The organism is Streptomyces albus subsp. albus (genome assembly GCF_000725885.1).
Taxonomy (GTDB): Bacteria; Actinomycetota; Actinomycetes; order Streptomycetales; family Streptomycetaceae; genus Streptomyces; species Streptomyces albus.
Genome location: NZ_JODR01000022.1, coordinates 122,308 through 138,355, shown reverse-complemented (window position 1 = coordinate 138,355; position 16,048 = coordinate 122,308). Strand labels below are relative to the sequence as shown.

Here is a 16,048-nt window from a genome sequence, read left to right as displayed (position 1 = left end):
CGCGGCCGGGCCCGGGCTGTCCCAGGCCCGGCGCGCCGCGTCCTCGGAGGCTCCCGGCACAGCATGCGTCCCGGTCTCCTCCCGGGAGCCGGACGGCCGGTGGTCCGGCAGCCCCGCGGCCGGCCGGACACCGGTCCGGCCTCCGCGCTGCGGGCCGCCCGGATGCGAGTGGTCGCCGCGCGGGCGCGTGCGGGGCCTTGTCCGGGCGGCCCACAGGTGGGCGGCTCCCCTGCCCTGCCGCCGAACGCTTCCGCACGAAAGTCCATCCACGAACAACGAGAGTCCAAGCCCGCACTCTTGCGCCCCACTGGTCTCAACCATCAGGGTCCTTGCCGAGCTCACCCACCCGACATGCGGACACCTGCGGGAGACCCGATGAGTGACGACCAAGGATTCAGCCGCCGTTCCGTCCTTCGCACGGCCGGAGCCGCCGGAGCCGGGCTGGGCATCGGCGCGCTCGGCACCTCCCCGGCCGAAGCGGCGGCACCCGGCGGCGCACCCGCCGCGGTCACCGGCGAGCAGGCGGCGGCGACACCGCCCCGGCGGGGCCGGACGATGATCGGGGTGCCGTTCGAGGAACGCCGCACCGTCCGGGTCGGCATCATCGGCCTCGGCCAGCGGGGCGGCAGCATGATCGACCTCTTCCTGGCGCTGGAGGGCGTGCGAGTGGTCGCGCTGTGCGACCCGGTCCGGGAGAAGGCCGAACGCGCCGCGAAGAAGGTCACCGACGCGGGGCAGCCGGCCCCGGCCCTCTACACCAAGGGCGATCACGACTTCGAGAAGCTGTGCAGACGCGGCGACCTCGACTTCGTGTACGTCGCCACCCCGTGGGACTGGCACTTCGAGATGGCCAAGGCCGCGATGAAGGGCGGCAAGCACGTCGGTGTCGAGTGCCCGATCGCGATGGAGCTGCACCAGCTGTGGGAGCTGGTGGACCTCTCCGAGACGACCCGCAAGCACTGTATGCAGCTGGAGAACTGCGCGTACGGGCAGAACGAGATGCGGGTCCTGCGCATGGCGCACGCCGGTCTCTTCGGCGAGCTGCTGCACGGCGCGGGCGCCTACCTCCATGACCTGCGCGGTCTGATGTTCGACCCGGATTACTACGAGGGCCCGTGGCGCCGCAAATGGCACACACGGCTCAAGGGCGACCTGTACCCGAACCACGGCTTCGGGCCCGTCGCCAACTACATGGACGTCAACCGTGGTGACCGTGCCGTCCGCATCACCACGTTCGGCTCCCCGGCGCTCGGCCTGGCCGCGTACCGCAAGGAGCACATGCCGCCCGGCGACGAAAGCTGGAAGGAGACGTACGTCAAGAGTGACATGGCGATCAGCCTCGTGCAGACCGCCAAGGGCCGGGTCATCCGGCTGGAGCAGGACGTCTCCAACCCGCACCCGTACTCGCGCCTCAACATCCTCGGCGGCACCAAGGGCGTCTTCGAGGACTACCCGCCGCGTATCTACCTGGAGCCGGACATGTCCGGTGACCGGTGGGGCGACTTCGGCAAGTACAAGGAACACGACCACTGGCTGTGGAAGGAACACGCCAACCCGCCCGGCGGGCACGGCGGCATGGACTACATCATGCTGTTCCGCCTCATCCAGTGCATGCGGCTGGGTCTGGTGCCGGACTTCGACGTCTACGACGCCGCGACCTGGACCGCGCCCGTACCGCTCAGCCACGCCTCCATCAAGGCACACGGCCGGCCGCAGGAGTTCCCCGACTTCACCCGGGGGCTGTGGCGCAAGGAGCGGCCGGGCGTGGACTCGGAGAAGCCCGCCGGGTAGACCGTCCGCTCAGTGCCGCAGTGAGGCGCTGTCCCCCATCACGACCACTGGATGCTTCTTCGGGTCGAGGGTGCGCAAAAGCGTCTCCATACCGGCCTTGGACAGGCTCACACACCCCGAGGTCCCGCTGCCGTGATCCATGTGCAGCCAGATGCTTCCCCCCTTGGCCTGGCCCTGCGGCCGGGTCGGGTCGAGGGGGGAGGTTCCCTTCACGCGGTTGTAGTCGATGGCGATCACATGGTCGAAGTCGTGCCGCGTCTTCTTCGGCCAGTACGACGGCGGAGTGAACGCCGCGGTGTGCGCGTAGGGCAGCTTCGCGTCCGGCTCGGGCAGGACGCCGCCCGCGTCCGACAGGGAGAAGACCCCCACCGGGCTGCGCTTGTCCCCCTGATGGTGGTCGTGGGTCCAGCCCCGCTTGCCGTTGTGCGCGGCCCAACGGTGCTCCTCGTGCCAGGCGCCGCCTTGCCTCGTGTAGAGGCGCACCGTCGCGTCCGGTGAGTTCTTTCCCTTCCCCTCGACGGCGACCACCTGGGTGCTCTCGTCGGGGATCTTCGCCTGAAGGCGGTCACCGACACGCGGGATGCGGGTCGGGTTCTTCGCCGGGTCCGCCTGGGGGGACGGGCCGGACGCATGCCGCCCCTCCGCGCTTCCGGACGGCTTGTCCTGGCCGGCGTCCCCACCACAGCCGGAGAGCAGGACCGCCAGCACCGTGCCGCCCGCAGCCGCCACCAGAGCCGCCTTGGCCTTGGCCCGCGCTCTGGCCCGCGCCGCCGCCACGTCCTGGGGCCGCCGAGTGGCCGTCCCGCGCGTCACCGTCCTGCCGCCTGTCCGTCCTGCCCCTCGTTTGCGCATGTCCTCCATCCTCCCATTGGCCGGAAGTGTGCCGCAGCCGGGGAAAACCCGTTGCCATGAGCGCGTTGACGGGATGAGATCAACGGATGCCCGCAGGCTTGCGCCTGCCTCGCCGCCTGCCCTCCCGCCGTGCTCCTCCGCTCCCCCGTCTTTGCCGGTACCCGGCCTCCCTCCGTTTCCGCTCCGCAACCTCTCTGGAACCTCATGCAGATTCGCGACCTTCCCTACCTCGATCCCGGCGACCCGGATGTCCGGTCGGGCTTCCGGCTGCTCGTGTGGCTGGGGCGCAAGCAGTTGGGCGGCCAGCTCAAGGCTCTGGCCTGGGGGATACTGCATCTGGCCTCGATCGCCTCGTTCCCGGCCGTCGCCGGGCTCGCCGTGAACGCCATGGTCGACCGTTCGGGCCGCGGGCTGGCGTGGGCCGGGGCGGCGATGGCCGCCGTCACCGTGACGGTGACCCTCGGGGAGACGATGCTCCACCGCGTGGCGATCACCAACTGGATCACCGCCGCGGCACGCGTCCAGCAGTTGCTGGCCCGCCGGACGGCCGCGCTGGGCGCCACACTCACCCGCCGGGTCGCGGCCGGTGAGGTGGTCGCCGTCTCGACGGGTGACATCGAACGCATCGGATGGTGCGTCGAGGCGGTGTCCCGGTTCAGCGCGGCGCTGCTGACGACGATCGGTGTCTGCGGGGCACTGGCGGTCTACCAGCCCCGGCTGGGTCTGCTGGCCTGTGCGGGCATGGTGGCCCTGGCGCTGACGGTGCTGCCGCTGCTGCCCAGGGCGACCCGGCGCGCCGACGCCCAGCGGGAGAAGGCGGGCCGCGCCACGGAACTGGCCGCCGACACGGTCGCCGGTCTGCGGGTGCTGCGCGGTATCGGCGGCGAGCAGCTCTTCCTCGACCGGTACCGGAAAGCGTCCCAGGACGTGCGGCGGGCTGCCGTGCGGACGGCCCGCATGTGGTCGTTCATCGAAGCCCTCCAGGTCGCTCTCCCGGGCCTGCTGCTGATCGCGGTGGTGTGGTACGGCGCCCGGCTGGCGCTGGACGGGCACATCGCGGTCGGCGAACTGGTCACGGTGTACGGCGCGATCAGCTTTCTGCTCCTCCCGTTGCAGCTCTTCGGCGAGTTCGCCATGTCGTACTCCTTCTCCCGCCCCTCCGCCGCCCGCGCCGCACGAGTGCTGGCGCTGCGCCGGAGCGGCGAGCAGAACGGCGCAGCGCAGAACGCGCCCGGTGCGGAACCCGCGAACACCGCTTTCGCCGGGGCCGGACCCACGGCACCCGCCAGCGCGGCCTCCCGCACCCGCCCGGGGCCGGGCACCACACAGACCGGTGCCGGTCCCGCGAAAGCGTTCCGGGACGGAGACCTCCGGTCGCCGGACAGCCGTCATGGCGCACCGCCAGGCCTGTACGACCCCGCCACCGGGCTGCACGCGCCCTCCGGGTTGCTCACCGCCGTGGTCTGCGGAGACCCGGACGCCGCCGGACACCTCGCGGAACGGCTCGGCGGGCATCCCCCCTCCGCTCCCGACCCGCTGCTCGGCACTGAGCACGAGCCCGGGAGGGCAACCGGCGCGTCCCCCGGGGCGGAAGACGCGGACGGGCGGCCCGCACAGGTGTCCGTCCTGCTCGACGGTGCGCCCCTGGACGGTATGCCGCTGGAGGAGGCCCGCACCGCCGTACTGGTGCAGGACAAGGACCCGGTCCTCCTGTCGGGCACCCTCGCGGATCTGTTCGACGTACCCTCCTCCGGTGCGGTCGGCACCGACGAGGCGCTGGCCGCGGCCCAGTGCGGTGATGTGCTGGACGCCTTGGTGCAGGGCAGCCCCGATGCCGAAGGGGACCCCATGCGGGCGCGCGTCACCGAGCGGGGACGTTCGCTCTCCGGCGGCCAGCGACAGCGCCTGGCCCTGGCCCGCTCCCTGTTGACCGACCCGGACGTGCTGGTACTCGACGAGCCCACCTCCGCCGTCGACTCCCACACTGAGGCCCGTATCGCCCGCGAGCTGGCACGGCTCAGGGCCGGCCGCACGACGGTGGTCTTCTCCTCCAGTCCGCTGCTGCTCGACCGGGCGGACCGGGTCGTCTTCGTCCACGAGGAACGCGCCGTCGCAGCCGGCACCCACCGCGAACTGCTCCGCAGCCAGTCCGTGTACCGGGCTGTCGTCACCCGCGAACCGCAAACCGCCACGCCCCCGCGCACGACCGTGCGGTCCGCCAGACCGCACACCGAGGAGGTCGAGTCCGCGTGACCACCCAGCAGACGCTGCCGCAGCCCGCTGCGGACCGGCCGGGAGGCGAAGAAGCCCTCCCCACGCCGAAGGCGCCACGAGCGCGCCGTCTGGGCGTACCGGAGCCGGCCTACGACCCGTCGGCCCCCGAGGACGTCACCATCCTGCCGGTGGGCTCCCCGGCGACCGTGCGCTCGTACGTCAGGGCCCTGCTGCGGCGCCACCGCCGTACCTTCGCGCTGCTGATCGTCGTCAACAGCATCGCCGTCATCGCCTCGATGGCCGGTCCGCAGCTGCTGGGCGGTGTCGTCGACGATCTGGCAGCCGGTGCACGCGAACTGCATCTGGGGCGGATCGTCGCGCTGTTCGGCGTGGCACTGCTCGTCCAGACGGTCTTCACCCAGCAGGTGCGGCTGCGCAGCGCCGTACTGGGCGAGGAGATACTGGCCGACCTGCGTGAGGACTTCCTCGTCAGGTCCGTGGGATTGCCGCCCAGCGTGCTGGAGCGGGCCGGCACCGGCGATCTGCTCTCCCGGATCACCACCGACATCGACCGCCTGGCCGACGCCATGCGCAAGGCCGTGCCCCAGCTGGCGGTCGGCCTGGTGTGGACGGTCCTCCTCATCGGCGCGCTGTGCGTCACCGCACCGCCGCTCGCGCTGGCGGTACTCATCGCCGTGCCGGTGCTGCTGACCGGGTGCCGGTGGTACTTCCGGCGCGCCCCGCACGCCTACCGGGCCGAGGCTGCCGGCTACGCCGCCGTCGCCGCCGCACTGGCCGAGACCGTGGACGCGGGCCGGACGGTGGAGGCCCACCGGCTGGGTGCCCGCCGCATCGCCCTCTCCGAGCGGCGCATCGCCGAGTGGACGGCGTGGGAGCGGCGCACTATGTGGCTGCGCACCGTCCTCTTCCCCGCTGTCAGCCTCAGCAACATGCTGATCATGGGCGGGGTGCTCCTGCTGGGCGGGGCCTTCGTGCTCCAGGGCTGGATCAGTGTCGGTCAGCTGACGACCGGCGCACTGCTGGCGCAGATGCTGGTCGAGCCGGTGGGCCTGATCCTGCGCTGGTACGACGAGCTCCAGGTGGCCCAGGTCTCCCTCGCCCGGCTGGTCGGGGTGCGGGAGATCGAGCCGGACAGCACGGCGGACGGACGGCCGCCGCACGGGAAGGACGTGCGCGCCAGCGATGTGCGCTTCGGTTACCACGCCGATGTGGACGTACTGCACGGCGTCTCGCTGGAGGTGGCGCCCGGCAGCAGGGTGGCGCTGGTCGGCCCCTCGGGGGCGAGCAAATCGACGCTGGGGCGGCTGCTCGCGGGCATCTACGGCCCGCGGCGGGGAGCGGTCACCCTGGGCGGCGCCCATTTGAGCGAGATGCCCACGGAGGAGGTACGCCGCCACGTGGCCCTCGTCAACCAGGAACACCACGTGTTCGTCGGCAGCCTGCGCGACAATCTGCGGCTGGCCCGCCCCGATGCCCAGGACGCCGAGCTGTGGGCCGCGCTGGGCGCCGTGGACGCGGACGGCTGGGCCACCTCGCTCCCGGACGGTCTGGACAGCGAGGTGGGTTCGGGGGGACTGACGGTCACCCCCGCTCAGGCCCAGCAGATTGCGCTGGCCCGTCTGGTGCTGGCCGACCCCCACACTCTCGTGCTCGACGAGGCCACCTCCCTGCTGGATCCCCGCGCGGCACGGCATCTGGAGCGTTCGCTGGCGCAGGTGCTGGAAGGGCGCACGGTGATCGCCATCGCCCACCGGCTGCACACGGCACACGACGCCGACGTGATCGCCGTGGTGGAGAACGGCCGTATCAGCGAGCTGGGCAGCCATGACGCGCTCGTCGCGGCCGACGGTCCGTACGCGGCGCTGTGGCGCTCCTGGCACGGCTGAGGGACGCCGGGCGGGCCGAGAGGTCGACGGCGTGGTGCGGGGCGGAACTCCGCGCTCGTCCTCGGGGGCCTGACGAGAGCTGTCAGGCCCCTATGAGCCCGAGAGCGACCAGGCTGCCCGCACCTCCGACGACCATGAAGGCCGGCATCAGGACCGCATTCTCCACCCGGGCGCCCGCCCGGAAACGCATGAACCGGGGGGTGCCCAGCGGATACCACCGCTTCCCGGCTATCGGGATGGGCCACAGTATCGGGCACCCGGATATGGTCAGCGCGTCCCCGATGTTGTGCACCAGGGCACCGAGCGCGATGGGGACGCCCAGCCACAGGTACTCCTGGCCGGCACCGGAGAAGAGCCAGTCCGCGCCGTTGCCGGGCTCCTCCAGCACACCGGCCAGGATCCAGGCGCAGGCGGCCCCCAGCAGCCACACCAGAACATCGCTGGACACCCGCGCCATGCGCCACAGCAGGCCCTCCACGGCCAGCACCACGTGGATGAACAGGATCACCAGTACGCCCCAGCGGTCCCAGATGGCGGCTGCCGTCGAGAACCCGGCCCCTATGAACAGCGCCCAGGGCCAGGTGTGGGTGAGCGTCCGGTGCCCTCCCGACCTGCGGCGCTCCCCCCGCGAACGGGTGCTGTTGTAGACGACGGTGGAGAGCTTGTCTATCACTCCGCAGAGGGCGTGGGAGAGGGGACCGAAGGCGCGGGAGATCGTCGCGGACTTCTGGTCGAGGTCCGGTGCCAGCGCGGCGCCCGCGCACAGCAGCGTGCCGACCACCACCACGGGCCAGGGCATCGGGTGGCCCGCCACAGCCACCGCGGCTCCCAGGCCGAGCCAGGCTGCGGCTCCCGACAGCGAGTGCGCCGGTCCCATCATGCGTATCCCCGCCCTGTCCTCTACGTCGCGTGTTCCGCGGCCCCGCTGTCGGGCCTCGGCCCCGCGCCCCCGCGCTGCTCGTTCCGGGATCTGACACCCGGTCGGCAACACAGCGTAGCGCCGGGTGATCTTCAAGCGCCCACCGGTTCCGTGATCGGCCGGGGCAGCAGGCAGTATGGGGGGCGTGACAGCCACCCTTATCGACCAGATGCCGAGTGACGCCGATCCCGATGCCCTCTTCGAGTCCTTCTCCGGGTGGGCGGAAGAGCGGGGCATCTCGCTCTATCCCGCCCAGGAGGAAGCGCTGATCGAGGTGGTTTCCGGGGCGAACGTGATCCTGTCGACACCGACCGGGTCCGGTAAGAGTCTGGTCGCGGCGGGGGCCCACTTCACCGCTCTCGCCCAGGACAAGGTCACCTTCTACACGGCGCCGATCAAGGCGCTGGTATCGGAGAAGTTCTTCGACCTGTGCAAGCTGTTCGGCACCGAGAACGTCGGCATGCTCACCGGTGACGCCTCCGTCAACGCGGACGCCCCCGTCATCTGCTGCACCGCCGAGGTGCTCGCCTCCATCGCGTTGCGCGACGGAGCGGACGCCGACATCGGCCAGGTGGTGATGGACGAGTTCCACTTCTACGCCGAACCCGACCGCGGCTGGGCCTGGCAGATTCCGCTGCTGGAGCTGCCGCAGGCACAGTTCATCCTGATGTCGGCGACCCTGGGCGACGTCAGCCGGTTCGAGAAGGATCTGACCCGCCGCACGGGACGTCCCACCGCCGTCGTCCGGTCCGCCACCCGACCGGTGCCCCTCAGCTACGAGTACCGCACCACCCCCCTGACGGAGACGCTGACCGAGCTGCTGGAGACCCACCAGGCGCCGGTCTACATCGTGCACTTCACCCAGGCGCAGGCCGTGGAGCGGGCGCAGGCCCTCATGAGCATCAACATGGCCACCCGCGCCGAGAAGGACGAGATCGCGAAGGTCATCGGCAACTTCCGGTTCACCACCAAGTTCGGCCGCAACCTCTCCCGCTACGTGCGGCACGGAATCGGTGTGCACCACGCCGGCATGCTGCCCAAGTACCGGCGGCTGGTGGAGCGGCTGGCGCAGGCCGGGCTGCTGAAGGTCATCTGCGGCACGGACACCCTCGGCGTCGGCGTCAACGTCCCCATCCGCACCGTGCTGTTCACCGCTCTCACCAAGTACGACGGCAACCGGGTGCGCACCCTGCGCGCCCGCGAGTTCCACCAGATCGCCGGCCGCGCCGGGCGCGCGGGCTTCGACACGTCCGGTCTGGTGGTCGCGCAGGCGCCCGAACACGTCATCGAGAACGAGAAGGCTCTGGCCAAGGCCGGTGACGACCCGAAGAAACGCCGCAAGGTAGTCCGCAAGAAGGCTCCGGAAGGCTTCGTCAACTGGAGCCAGCAGACCTTCGAGAAGCTGATCGCCTCCGAGCCGGAACCGCTCACCTCCCGTTTCCGGGTCACACACGCGATGCTGCTCTCGGTGATCGCACGCCCCGGTGACGCGTTCACGCAGATGCGCCGGCTGCTGGAGGACAACCACGAGGACCGCCGCTCCCAGCTCCGGCACATCAGGCGGGCCATCGCCATCTACCGGTCGCTGCTGGACGGCGGCATCGTGGAGCGGTTGCCCGAACCCGATGCCGAGGGCCGCACCATCCGGCTGACCGTGGACCTGCAGCAGGACTTCGCCCTCAACCAGCCGCTGTCGACGTTCGCGCTCGCCGCGTTCGAACTCCTGGACCCCGAGTCGCCCTCCTACGCGCTGGACATGGTCTCCGTCGTCGAGTCCACGCTGGACGACCCGCGGCAGATCCTGGCGGCGCAGACGAACAAGGCCAAGGGCGAGGCGGTCGCCCAGATGAAGGCCGACGGCATCGAGTACGAGGAGCGGATGGAACGGCTGATGGACATCAGCTACCCCCAGCCGCTGGAGGAGTTGCTCTTCCACGCCTACGGCCTCTACCGCAAATCGCACCCGTGGGTGGGCGACCATCCGCTGTCGCCCAAGTCGGTGGTCCGTGACATGTACGAACGGGCCATGACCTTCAGCGAGTTCGTCTCCTTCTACGAGCTCGCCCGCACCGAGGGCATCGTGCTGCGCTATCTGGCCGGCGCGTACAAGGCTCTGGAACACACCGTCCCGGACGATCTGAAGTCGGAGGACTTCCAGGACATCATCGAATGGCTCGGTGAGATGGTGCGGCAGGTGGACTCCAGCCTGCTGGACGAGTGGGAGCAGCTGGCCAACCCGGAGGACGAGACCGCCGAGGAGGCGCAGGAGCGCGCCGACCAGGTCAAGCCCGTCACGGCGAACCCGCGGGCCTTCCGGGTGCTGGTGCGCAACGCGATGTTCCGCAGGGTGGAGCTGGCCGCGCTCGACAAGTTCGCCGAGCTGGGAGAGCTGGACGCGGAGTCCGGCTGGGACGAGGACGCGTGGGCCGACGCCATGGACGCGTACTGGGAGGAGTACGACGAGTTGGGCACCGGGCCCGACGCGCGCGGACCCCGCCTGCTGCACATCGAGGAGGTACCCGAGGACGGACTGTGGCGCGTGCGGCAGACATTCGCCGATCCGCGCGGGGATCATGACTGGGGCATCTCGGCCGAGGTCGATCTCGTCGCCTCGGACGAGGAAGGGCGTGCGGTGGTCAAGGTGACCGGCGTGGGCCCGATGTGACCGCCGCCCCGGACCGGAGAGAGGAAGGCGCGAGATGAGTGGGCCGAGCCCTGCGGAACGCCTCGTCGACCTGCTGGACCTGGAGGAGATCGACCTCAACATCTTCCGGGGCGAGAGCCCCCACGAATCGCTCCAGCGGGTCTTCGGCGGGCAGGTCGCCGGGCAGGCGCTGGTGGCGGCGGGCCGCACCGTGGACGACGAGCGCCCCGTGCATTCGCTGCACGCGTACTTCCTGCGACCCGGCATTCCGGGCGTCCCCATCGTGTACGAGGTGGAGCGCGTGCGCGACGGGCGTTCGTTCACCACGCGCCGGGTGATCGCAATCCAGCGTGGCCGGGTCATCTTCAATCTGACCGCCTCCTTCCATATCCGTGAGCCCGGTTTCGAGCACCAGATGCCGATGCCGCAGGTGCCGGAGCCGGAGAGCCTGCCGAAACTCGCGGACGAGATCCGCGAGCATCTGGGCTCGCTTCCGGTGCCGTTGGAGCGCATGGCCCGCCGGCAGGCGTTCGACCTGCGCTACGTCGAGCGGCTGCGCTGGGATGCCTCCGAACTCCAAGGGGTGGAGCCGCGCAGCGCCGTGTGGATGCGCGCGATCGGCTCGCTCGGTGACGATCCGCTCGTGCACACGTGCGCGCTGACGTACGCCAGCGACATGACCCTGCTGGATGCCGTACGCCTGCCGGTGGAACCGCTGTGGGGGGCGCGGAACTTCGACACCGCCTCGCTGGACCACGCCATGTGGTTCCACCGCCCGTTCCGCGCCGACGAGTGGTTCCTCTACGAGCAGGAGTCCCCCATCGCCACCGGGGCGCGGGGGCTTGCCCGTGGGCAGATCTACGACCGCGAGGGCAGGCTGATCGTCTCGGTGATGCAGGAAGGGCTCTTCCGTCCGATCACCGGCGAGCGGCAGGCTCCCCCGGCACGCTGATCCCGGTCAGCCGGTCGCCGGGCGTGCCGTGGCTTTCCGGCTGCGGCGCCCCAGGCCGAGCCAGCGTCGTCGTGGCCTGCCCCTCCTGCCCTCCGTGGTGACCGGCCGCGCCGTGCCGGGCTCGGGCCGCCGGTGTCCTTCCGGGCCTGCCCCGGAGCCGGCCGGGCCGCTGATCTGCCGGGCGGACGGCGCCGGAAAAGCGGCCCGGAAGGGCTCGGCGGCCCTGGCAGCCTCCAGTTCGGCGTCCAGGACCAGCCGGTGCCAGCGGATCTCGTCCTCCCCCTCGGCGTGGGAGAGTTTCTCCAGGATCCGCCGCGTGGGCTCCGACTCGCTGCGCGTCTCCACCAGGCAGGGGCGCAGTGCGCTCAACCGCGCCCTCTCGTCCGGCTCGGGTACCGCTTCGGCGAGCACCACCTCACTCAGCACGCTCGCCCGTGCGGCGGCACGCTCCCAGGGCGTGGCGGCGTGCCTGGTCAGCTGCAGCACGCGCCTGCTGCGCCAGCCGCGGGCCCGCTCGTCCATGCCCGCTTCCAAAGCGGCCCGCAGGCCCTCCGGCAGGTGCCCCGTCCGCAAGGCCTGGTCGTTCTCCGCGAAGTCCCGCAGTTCTTGGGCGAGATAGAGCCATACCACGGTGCGGTACCGGTTCACGTAAAAGCTGACCGGTGTGAAGCATCCCAGCCTCGCCAGGCGGGCGAAGCGTGAGGCGCTGACATCCAGCAGCGCCGCACCCTCGCCCGCCCCCATGACCCGCACCCGTTCCCGTAGCCCGCCGGGGAAGTCAGGGGTCCGCCTGACCCGTTCGAGCTCGGCACGTGGCACCCTGCGCGGACCGCTCGGGGCGCCCGGAACGCTGCGTACCAGGCCCAGTTGCACAGCAAGTTCCAGTTCCTTCGGCCTCAGGCCCAGTTCCCTTGCCGCCGTGCGTGGCGTCACCTCGGCCGCGGTGGGCGCGGGCGTCCGGTTCCCGGCAGTGTTCTTCTGCATCTCGTCATCCCCCGTCAGTGCTCGACTGCTCTGCGTGAGAACGACGATAGCCCGCGGGGCGGATTCTCGGAGCGCCTGTGGATAACTCGGATTCGTGCAGGTCAATGACCATTTCTCGCGGCCACACCGAGGTGTTCGCCCACTCGGTTGACCAACAGCGTCATCTCGTAGGCCACCTGGCCGATGTCGGCTTCGGCGCCGGTGAGGACGCACAGGCAGCTGCCGTCCCCCGCCGAGGTCACGAACAGCACCCCCTCATCGAACTCGATCATCGTCTGCCGTACCCGCCCCGCCTTGAAGTGCTGCCCGGACCCCTTGGCCAGACTGTGCAGCCCCGAGGAGACCGCCGCCAGATGTTCGGCGTCCTCTCGGTCGAGATCGTGGCTGCTGCCGGTCACCAGTCCGTCGGTGGAGAGGACCAACGCGTGCCGGACCGACGAAATCCGTTGTGTCAGGTCGTCCAGCAACCAGTCGAGTCCTGTGTTCAGTGCCACCGCTCGCCCCCTTTTCCTCGCATCTGCCGTGCCACCCTTACCCACGAGCGCACCGTGAGCAACCACAGCGTTTCATTTCGTCGCGCACAGTTACACGCCTGTCGCTCCTGTCACAACTGCAACGCCGAATCAGGACATGTCTCCCCCGCACCCCTCACGCTTGGCAGTACCGCGGCAGACGCGACCGCAGCACGGGAAGACGCGCGACGACGTGTGAGGATGCCCTGACGAGTCGAGACATTCCGGCGTCACGGAACGTAACGGGACATGACGGGAGAGACGCGGACCGGCTGAGGAATGCGGAAGATCGCGGAGGGCGAGACGAAGGGTGAGGATGTGGGAATGACACACGACTTGGCTGACGACCGGGCCGCGGTCCGTGAGTTCTTCACCGAACGGGCCGCGCGCTGGGACACCCGCTTCCCCGACGACGGTCCCGCCTATGCCGCGGCCGTCGCGGAGGTGGGCCTGCGGGCAGGTGACGCGGTCCTGGACGCGGGATGCGGCACCGGCCGCGCCCTGCCGCCGCTCCGGGCGGCGGTGGGCCCGCAGGGCACGGTACTCGGCGCCGATCTGACCCCCGCCATGCTGGATCAGGCCTCACGCGCCGGACGGGACGCGTACGCCACTCTGCTGCTCGCCGACGCCTCGCGGCTGCCGCTGCGGGACGGCTGTCTGGACGCCGTTTTCGGGGCCGGGCTCATCTCCCACCTGCCCGGCCCCGCAAGCGGCCTGCGCGAACTGGCCCGTGTCGTCCGTCCCGGGGGACGGCTGGCGCTCTTCCACCCGGTGGGCCGTGCGGCGCTCGCGGCGCGACAGGGCCGGCAGCTCACACCTGACGACGTCCGTGCCGAGCCACGGCTTCGCGATCTGCTGGCAGAGACCGGCTGGCGGTTGCTCTCCTACGTGGACGAGGACGACCGCTATCTGGCACTGGCCGCACGCGAGGCGGGCTGACCACCGCCGACGGCCGGGCGCTCGCGGTTCAGCGGCGCTCCTGCCGCGAAGTACGGAACACCGGGCATGTCCCGGGGCCCGTGCCGCCGCGTTCGGGGAAAGTGCCGAGATCGGCGACGCGATAGCCGGCGGGGTAGCCGGGATAGCTCCTGACCTCCCGGTTCTGCCGTGCGTAGTGGGGACGACGGCGCGGCGGAAGCAGCCGTACGCCCCGGGCCCGCAGCCGCAGTGCGCTCCGGGTGAGTTCTCGGGCGAGCGGGCCGGGCGGGGTGTAGCGGAAGGCCCGCAGCAGCGACTCGTCCAGCAGTGCCAGGCTGGCTCCCCGCACCAGCGGGGCGAGCGGCCGTGGGTACCAGGAGGCGACAAGGTCGAGCGTGGCGTCCGAGACGCTCCGCCCTCCTTCGTCCCAGCCGAAGTGCGCCTCTTCGTAGGCGTCCAGGCACCGCTCGAACTCCTCGTAGCTGCCCGGCAGGTCCTTGATGCCCATGTGGCGGCCCAGCGTGCGGTAGTAGTGGGTGACCGCACGCAGTTCGTGCTGGGTCAGCCGCCGCCAGCCGAAGGAGTCGAGCCACCGTTTGGGCACGACGACGAAGGTGCACAGTACGTAGCGCATGTCGTCGTTGGTGATGTCGTATGCCCCGTGCATCTGGTTCATGCGGCGGATGGCGGTACGTCCGTCCACGCTGTCGAAGCCGTGCTCGACGACGGCGTCCAGCAGGAGTGCCGTGTCGTCGTAGCGCTTCTGTGTGCGGTCCGTCAGTTCCGCCGTCTCGGCCAGCAGCTTGCCGATGCTGGGGACGGCGTAGGTGCGGTACAGAGCCAGTTCCAGGGCCCGGGCGATGTCCCACGGGAACTCGTAGGAAGCGATCAGCCGGTAGATCGTGTGCGCGTCGCGCTCCGGGTCGAGCTGAAGGATGTACTTGAGCCGGTCGTAGCGCCCCACATCGTGCCCCTCTCCGCAGTGGTGGCGCAGCGGCGGCCTTTCACGTCTGTCGCGCACGCGCCCTTGACGGCTATGGTCACCGAGATCCGCCGCAAAGGGGAGGCCATCGGTGACCACGGACGGGGAAGATTCCCTCTATGTGCTGACTGCGGTGCTGTTGACGCCCGCGCAGTTCCCGAGCGTGCTGGGTGACGACTATCCAGCCGTCTGCCGGGCGCTGGGGCTCGGACCGCGTAGCGAGGGCTACGGGCTGGTGCTGGGCCAGGACCACAGCGGCGCCCGCTGGACGGTGGTGACCGGGGATGTGACGCAGGTGGCCTGTGCCGTGGCGGCGTGGGACTGCGGTATGGAGTACGACCTGTCGCCGGACGAGCGAACCGTTGTCCAGGTGCTGCCCGGCTGGCCGCTCGCACTGGCCGTGTCGGCACCGGGGCTGCCCGCGCCCCACGATCCCGTCGTCGGAGAAGGACCGAACGGGCTTCCTCCGGTGCTCTCGCCACCCGACACCTCCCGGTGGGGGCCGGCACAACGGCGGCTCGGGGCGGACGAGATAGCCCTCCAGTGGGCCCAGTGGCGGGCGCAGGTCGAGGAGGGGGTGGAGTTCGTGGAATCGGGCGGCCGGCCCGATTCCGGGGTGCGGCGTGTGCTGGAGGAGATCCGGGGCTATCTGGACGCTCCGCCACCACCGGGCCGGATCCGGTCCGCCTTCGCCTCGGGAAACGCGCGCACGCTGCGCGCGGACGGGCCGGGATGGAGTGTGGTGGCGCGCACGGACGACATCGCCTTCGTGCTGCTGGACGAGGCTCCCGGCGAGATACGCCCCGTCGGGCGCGGCAGCGAACTGCCGGGCCTTCTCGCGGCTCTCGACAGCATCGCCGTGCGGCCGGCTGCCTGAGAAAGGCATCGCCCCTGGGCGGGGCTTGCCGCACCCAAGTGCCGTCGGTGCGCGGGCGTGCGCGCCGCCCGAGCGGAAGGCGGCCGTCAGCCGGGGAGGGCGACCGTCAGCGTCCCAGCTCCTTGCGGCTGACCCGGCGCAGCCTCCGCCGCTGGGAGGGGTCGAGCGCCAGATACGCGGCCACCGGAACCCCGACGATGACCAGCAGTGCGATCCAGAACGACGTCAGCCACCACAGGAGCAGACCGACCGCCACTCCGCCCACGGCGACCTTGGCCCGGTTCGTCATCTCATGCCCTCCTCCACGCGGGGCGGTGCTCCCGCTGCTGCCGTCCGCACGGTGCTCCGCCTCTTCTTTCCTCAAAACGCCGTTCCGGCCCGTCAGGTTCCCTCCACCGCTCTCGGACGTCCGGTGCCGGTGGGCTCCGCCACGGCGTTTTCGCATCCGTCCCGCTGTGCTGTACCCTCAGCGCCCCTCCCCACTAGTCAAATTTGA

13 protein-coding genes are annotated in these 16,048 nt (G+C 70.9%); 7 read left to right on the top strand and 6 right to left on the bottom strand.

Translation table 11 applies throughout. From position 1 onward, the window contains the following. Nucleotides 1-375 precede the first annotated feature (375 nt). Entirely contained in the window at nt 376-1,791 is a 1,416-nt protein-coding gene (locus IO40_RS0124895) for a Gfo/Idh/MocA family protein (protein WP_016471391.1), read from the top strand. A 9-nt stretch (nt 1,792-1,800) separates the two neighbouring features. On the opposite strand, the gene IO40_RS0124890 is transcribed toward IO40_RS0124895, so the two are convergent. Then, nucleotides 1,801-2,643, bottom strand: coding sequence for a L,D-transpeptidase family protein (locus tag IO40_RS0124890; RefSeq protein WP_016471390.1), 843 nt, complete (start codon nt 2,641-2,643; stop codon nt 1,801-1,803). A gap of 204 nt (nt 2,644-2,847) precedes the next feature. Here IO40_RS0124890 and IO40_RS36200 point away from each other — a divergent pair, with 204 nt between their 5' ends. Next, nucleotides 2,848-4,896, top strand: coding sequence for an ABC transporter transmembrane domain-containing protein (locus IO40_RS36200; protein ID WP_016471389.1), 2,049 nt, complete (start codon nt 2,848-2,850; stop codon nt 4,894-4,896). A gap of 89 nt (nt 4,897-4,985) precedes the next feature. Continuing rightward, the gene (locus IO40_RS0124880) at nt 4,986-6,764 is read left to right on the top strand and encodes an ABC transporter ATP-binding protein (protein ID WP_031176164.1); all 1,779 of its coding nucleotides are present in this window, start codon (nt 4,986-4,988) and stop codon (nt 6,762-6,764) included. Nucleotides 6,765-6,846: 82 nt separating this feature from the next. Here IO40_RS0124880 and IO40_RS0124875 read toward each other — a convergent pair whose 3' ends face one another. Further along, nucleotides 6,847-7,644: a metal-dependent hydrolase gene (locus tag IO40_RS0124875; RefSeq protein ID WP_030405628.1), complete on the bottom strand. Its 798-nt coding sequence runs from the start codon at nt 7,642-7,644 to the stop codon at nt 6,847-6,849. Between the two features lie 175 nt (nt 7,645-7,819). On the opposite strand from IO40_RS0124875, the gene IO40_RS0124870 reads away from it, so the two are divergent. Together IO40_RS0124870 and tesB are read left to right on the top strand one after the other, a co-directional pair. Then, the gene (locus IO40_RS0124870) at nt 7,820-10,348 is read left to right on the top strand and encodes a DEAD/DEAH box helicase (protein WP_030405627.1); all 2,529 of its coding nucleotides are present in this window, start codon (nt 7,820-7,822) and stop codon (nt 10,346-10,348) included. Nucleotides 10,349-10,382: 34 nt separating this feature from the next. After that, complete coding sequence (gene tesB / locus IO40_RS0124865; protein WP_016471385.1) at nt 10,383-11,279, top strand: acyl-CoA thioesterase II; 897 nt, start codon at nt 10,383-10,385, stop codon at nt 11,277-11,279. 6 nt (nt 11,280-11,285) lie between these two features. Here tesB and IO40_RS34035 read toward each other — a convergent pair whose 3' ends face one another. Together IO40_RS34035 and IO40_RS0124855 are read right to left on the bottom strand one after the other, a co-directional pair. Next, nucleotides 11,286-12,263 carry a DUF6397 family protein gene (locus tag IO40_RS34035; RefSeq protein ID WP_031176163.1) on the bottom strand — a complete coding sequence of 326 codons (978 nt, stop codon included), beginning with the start codon at nt 12,261-12,263 and terminating at the stop codon, nt 11,286-11,288. A gap of 101 nt (nt 12,264-12,364) precedes the next feature. After that, on the bottom strand, nt 12,365-12,757 hold the full coding sequence (locus tag IO40_RS0124855) for a roadblock/LC7 domain-containing protein (protein ID WP_016471383.1): 393 nt from the start codon (nt 12,755-12,757) through the stop codon (nt 12,365-12,367). A gap of 342 nt (nt 12,758-13,099) precedes the next feature. Here IO40_RS0124855 and IO40_RS0124850 point away from each other — a divergent pair, with 342 nt between their 5' ends. Next, on the top strand, nt 13,100-13,714 hold the full coding sequence (locus tag IO40_RS0124850) for a class I SAM-dependent methyltransferase (protein WP_030405625.1): 615 nt from the start codon (nt 13,100-13,102) through the stop codon (nt 13,712-13,714). A gap of 28 nt (nt 13,715-13,742) precedes the next feature. Here IO40_RS0124850 and IO40_RS0124845 read toward each other — a convergent pair whose 3' ends face one another. Continuing rightward, nucleotides 13,743-14,657 carry an oxygenase MpaB family protein gene (locus tag IO40_RS0124845; RefSeq protein WP_031176162.1) on the bottom strand — a complete coding sequence of 305 codons (915 nt, stop codon included), beginning with the start codon at nt 14,655-14,657 and terminating at the stop codon, nt 13,743-13,745. A 109-nt stretch (nt 14,658-14,766) separates the two neighbouring features. On the opposite strand from IO40_RS0124845, the gene IO40_RS0124840 reads away from it, so the two are divergent. Then, complete coding sequence (locus tag IO40_RS0124840; RefSeq protein WP_016471380.1) at nt 14,767-15,552, top strand: hypothetical protein; 786 nt, start codon at nt 14,767-14,769, stop codon at nt 15,550-15,552. A 106-nt stretch (nt 15,553-15,658) separates the two neighbouring features. Here the strand turns inward: IO40_RS0124840 and IO40_RS0124835 are convergent, their stop codons facing one another. After that, nucleotides 15,659-15,841: a hypothetical protein gene (locus IO40_RS0124835; RefSeq protein WP_016471379.1), complete on the bottom strand. Its 183-nt coding sequence runs from the start codon at nt 15,839-15,841 to the stop codon at nt 15,659-15,661. Nucleotides 15,842-16,048: the final 207 nt, after the last annotated feature.

What these genes read in the sequence shown, in the direction of transcription:
- IO40_RS0124895 (WP_016471391.1), top strand. Translation starts at nt 376, where the DNA reads ATGAGTGACGACCAAGGATTCAGCCGCCGTTCCGTCCTTCGCACGGCC.
- IO40_RS0124890 (WP_016471390.1), bottom strand. Translation starts at nt 2,643, where the DNA reads ATGCGCAAACGAGGGGCAGGACGGACAGGCGGCAGGACGGTGACGCGC.
- IO40_RS36200 (WP_016471389.1), top strand. Translation starts at nt 2,848, where the DNA reads ATGCAGATTCGCGACCTTCCCTACCTCGATCCCGGCGACCCGGATGTC.
- IO40_RS0124875 (WP_030405628.1), bottom strand. Translation starts at nt 7,644, where the DNA reads ATGATGGGACCGGCGCACTCGCTGTCGGGAGCCGCAGCCTGGCTCGGC.
- IO40_RS0124870 (WP_030405627.1), top strand. Translation starts at nt 7,820, where the DNA reads ATGGGGGGCGTGACAGCCACCCTTATCGACCAGATGCCGAGTGACGCC.
- tesB (WP_016471385.1), top strand. Translation starts at nt 10,383, where the DNA reads ATGAGTGGGCCGAGCCCTGCGGAACGCCTCGTCGACCTGCTGGACCTG.
- IO40_RS34035 (WP_031176163.1), bottom strand. Translation starts at nt 12,263, where the DNA reads ATGCAGAAGAACACTGCCGGGAACCGGACGCCCGCGCCCACCGCGGCC.
- IO40_RS0124850 (WP_030405625.1), top strand. Translation starts at nt 13,100, where the DNA reads ATGACACACGACTTGGCTGACGACCGGGCCGCGGTCCGTGAGTTCTTC.
- IO40_RS0124835 (WP_016471379.1), bottom strand. Translation starts at nt 15,841, where the DNA reads ATGACGAACCGGGCCAAGGTCGCCGTGGGCGGAGTGGCGGTCGGTCTG.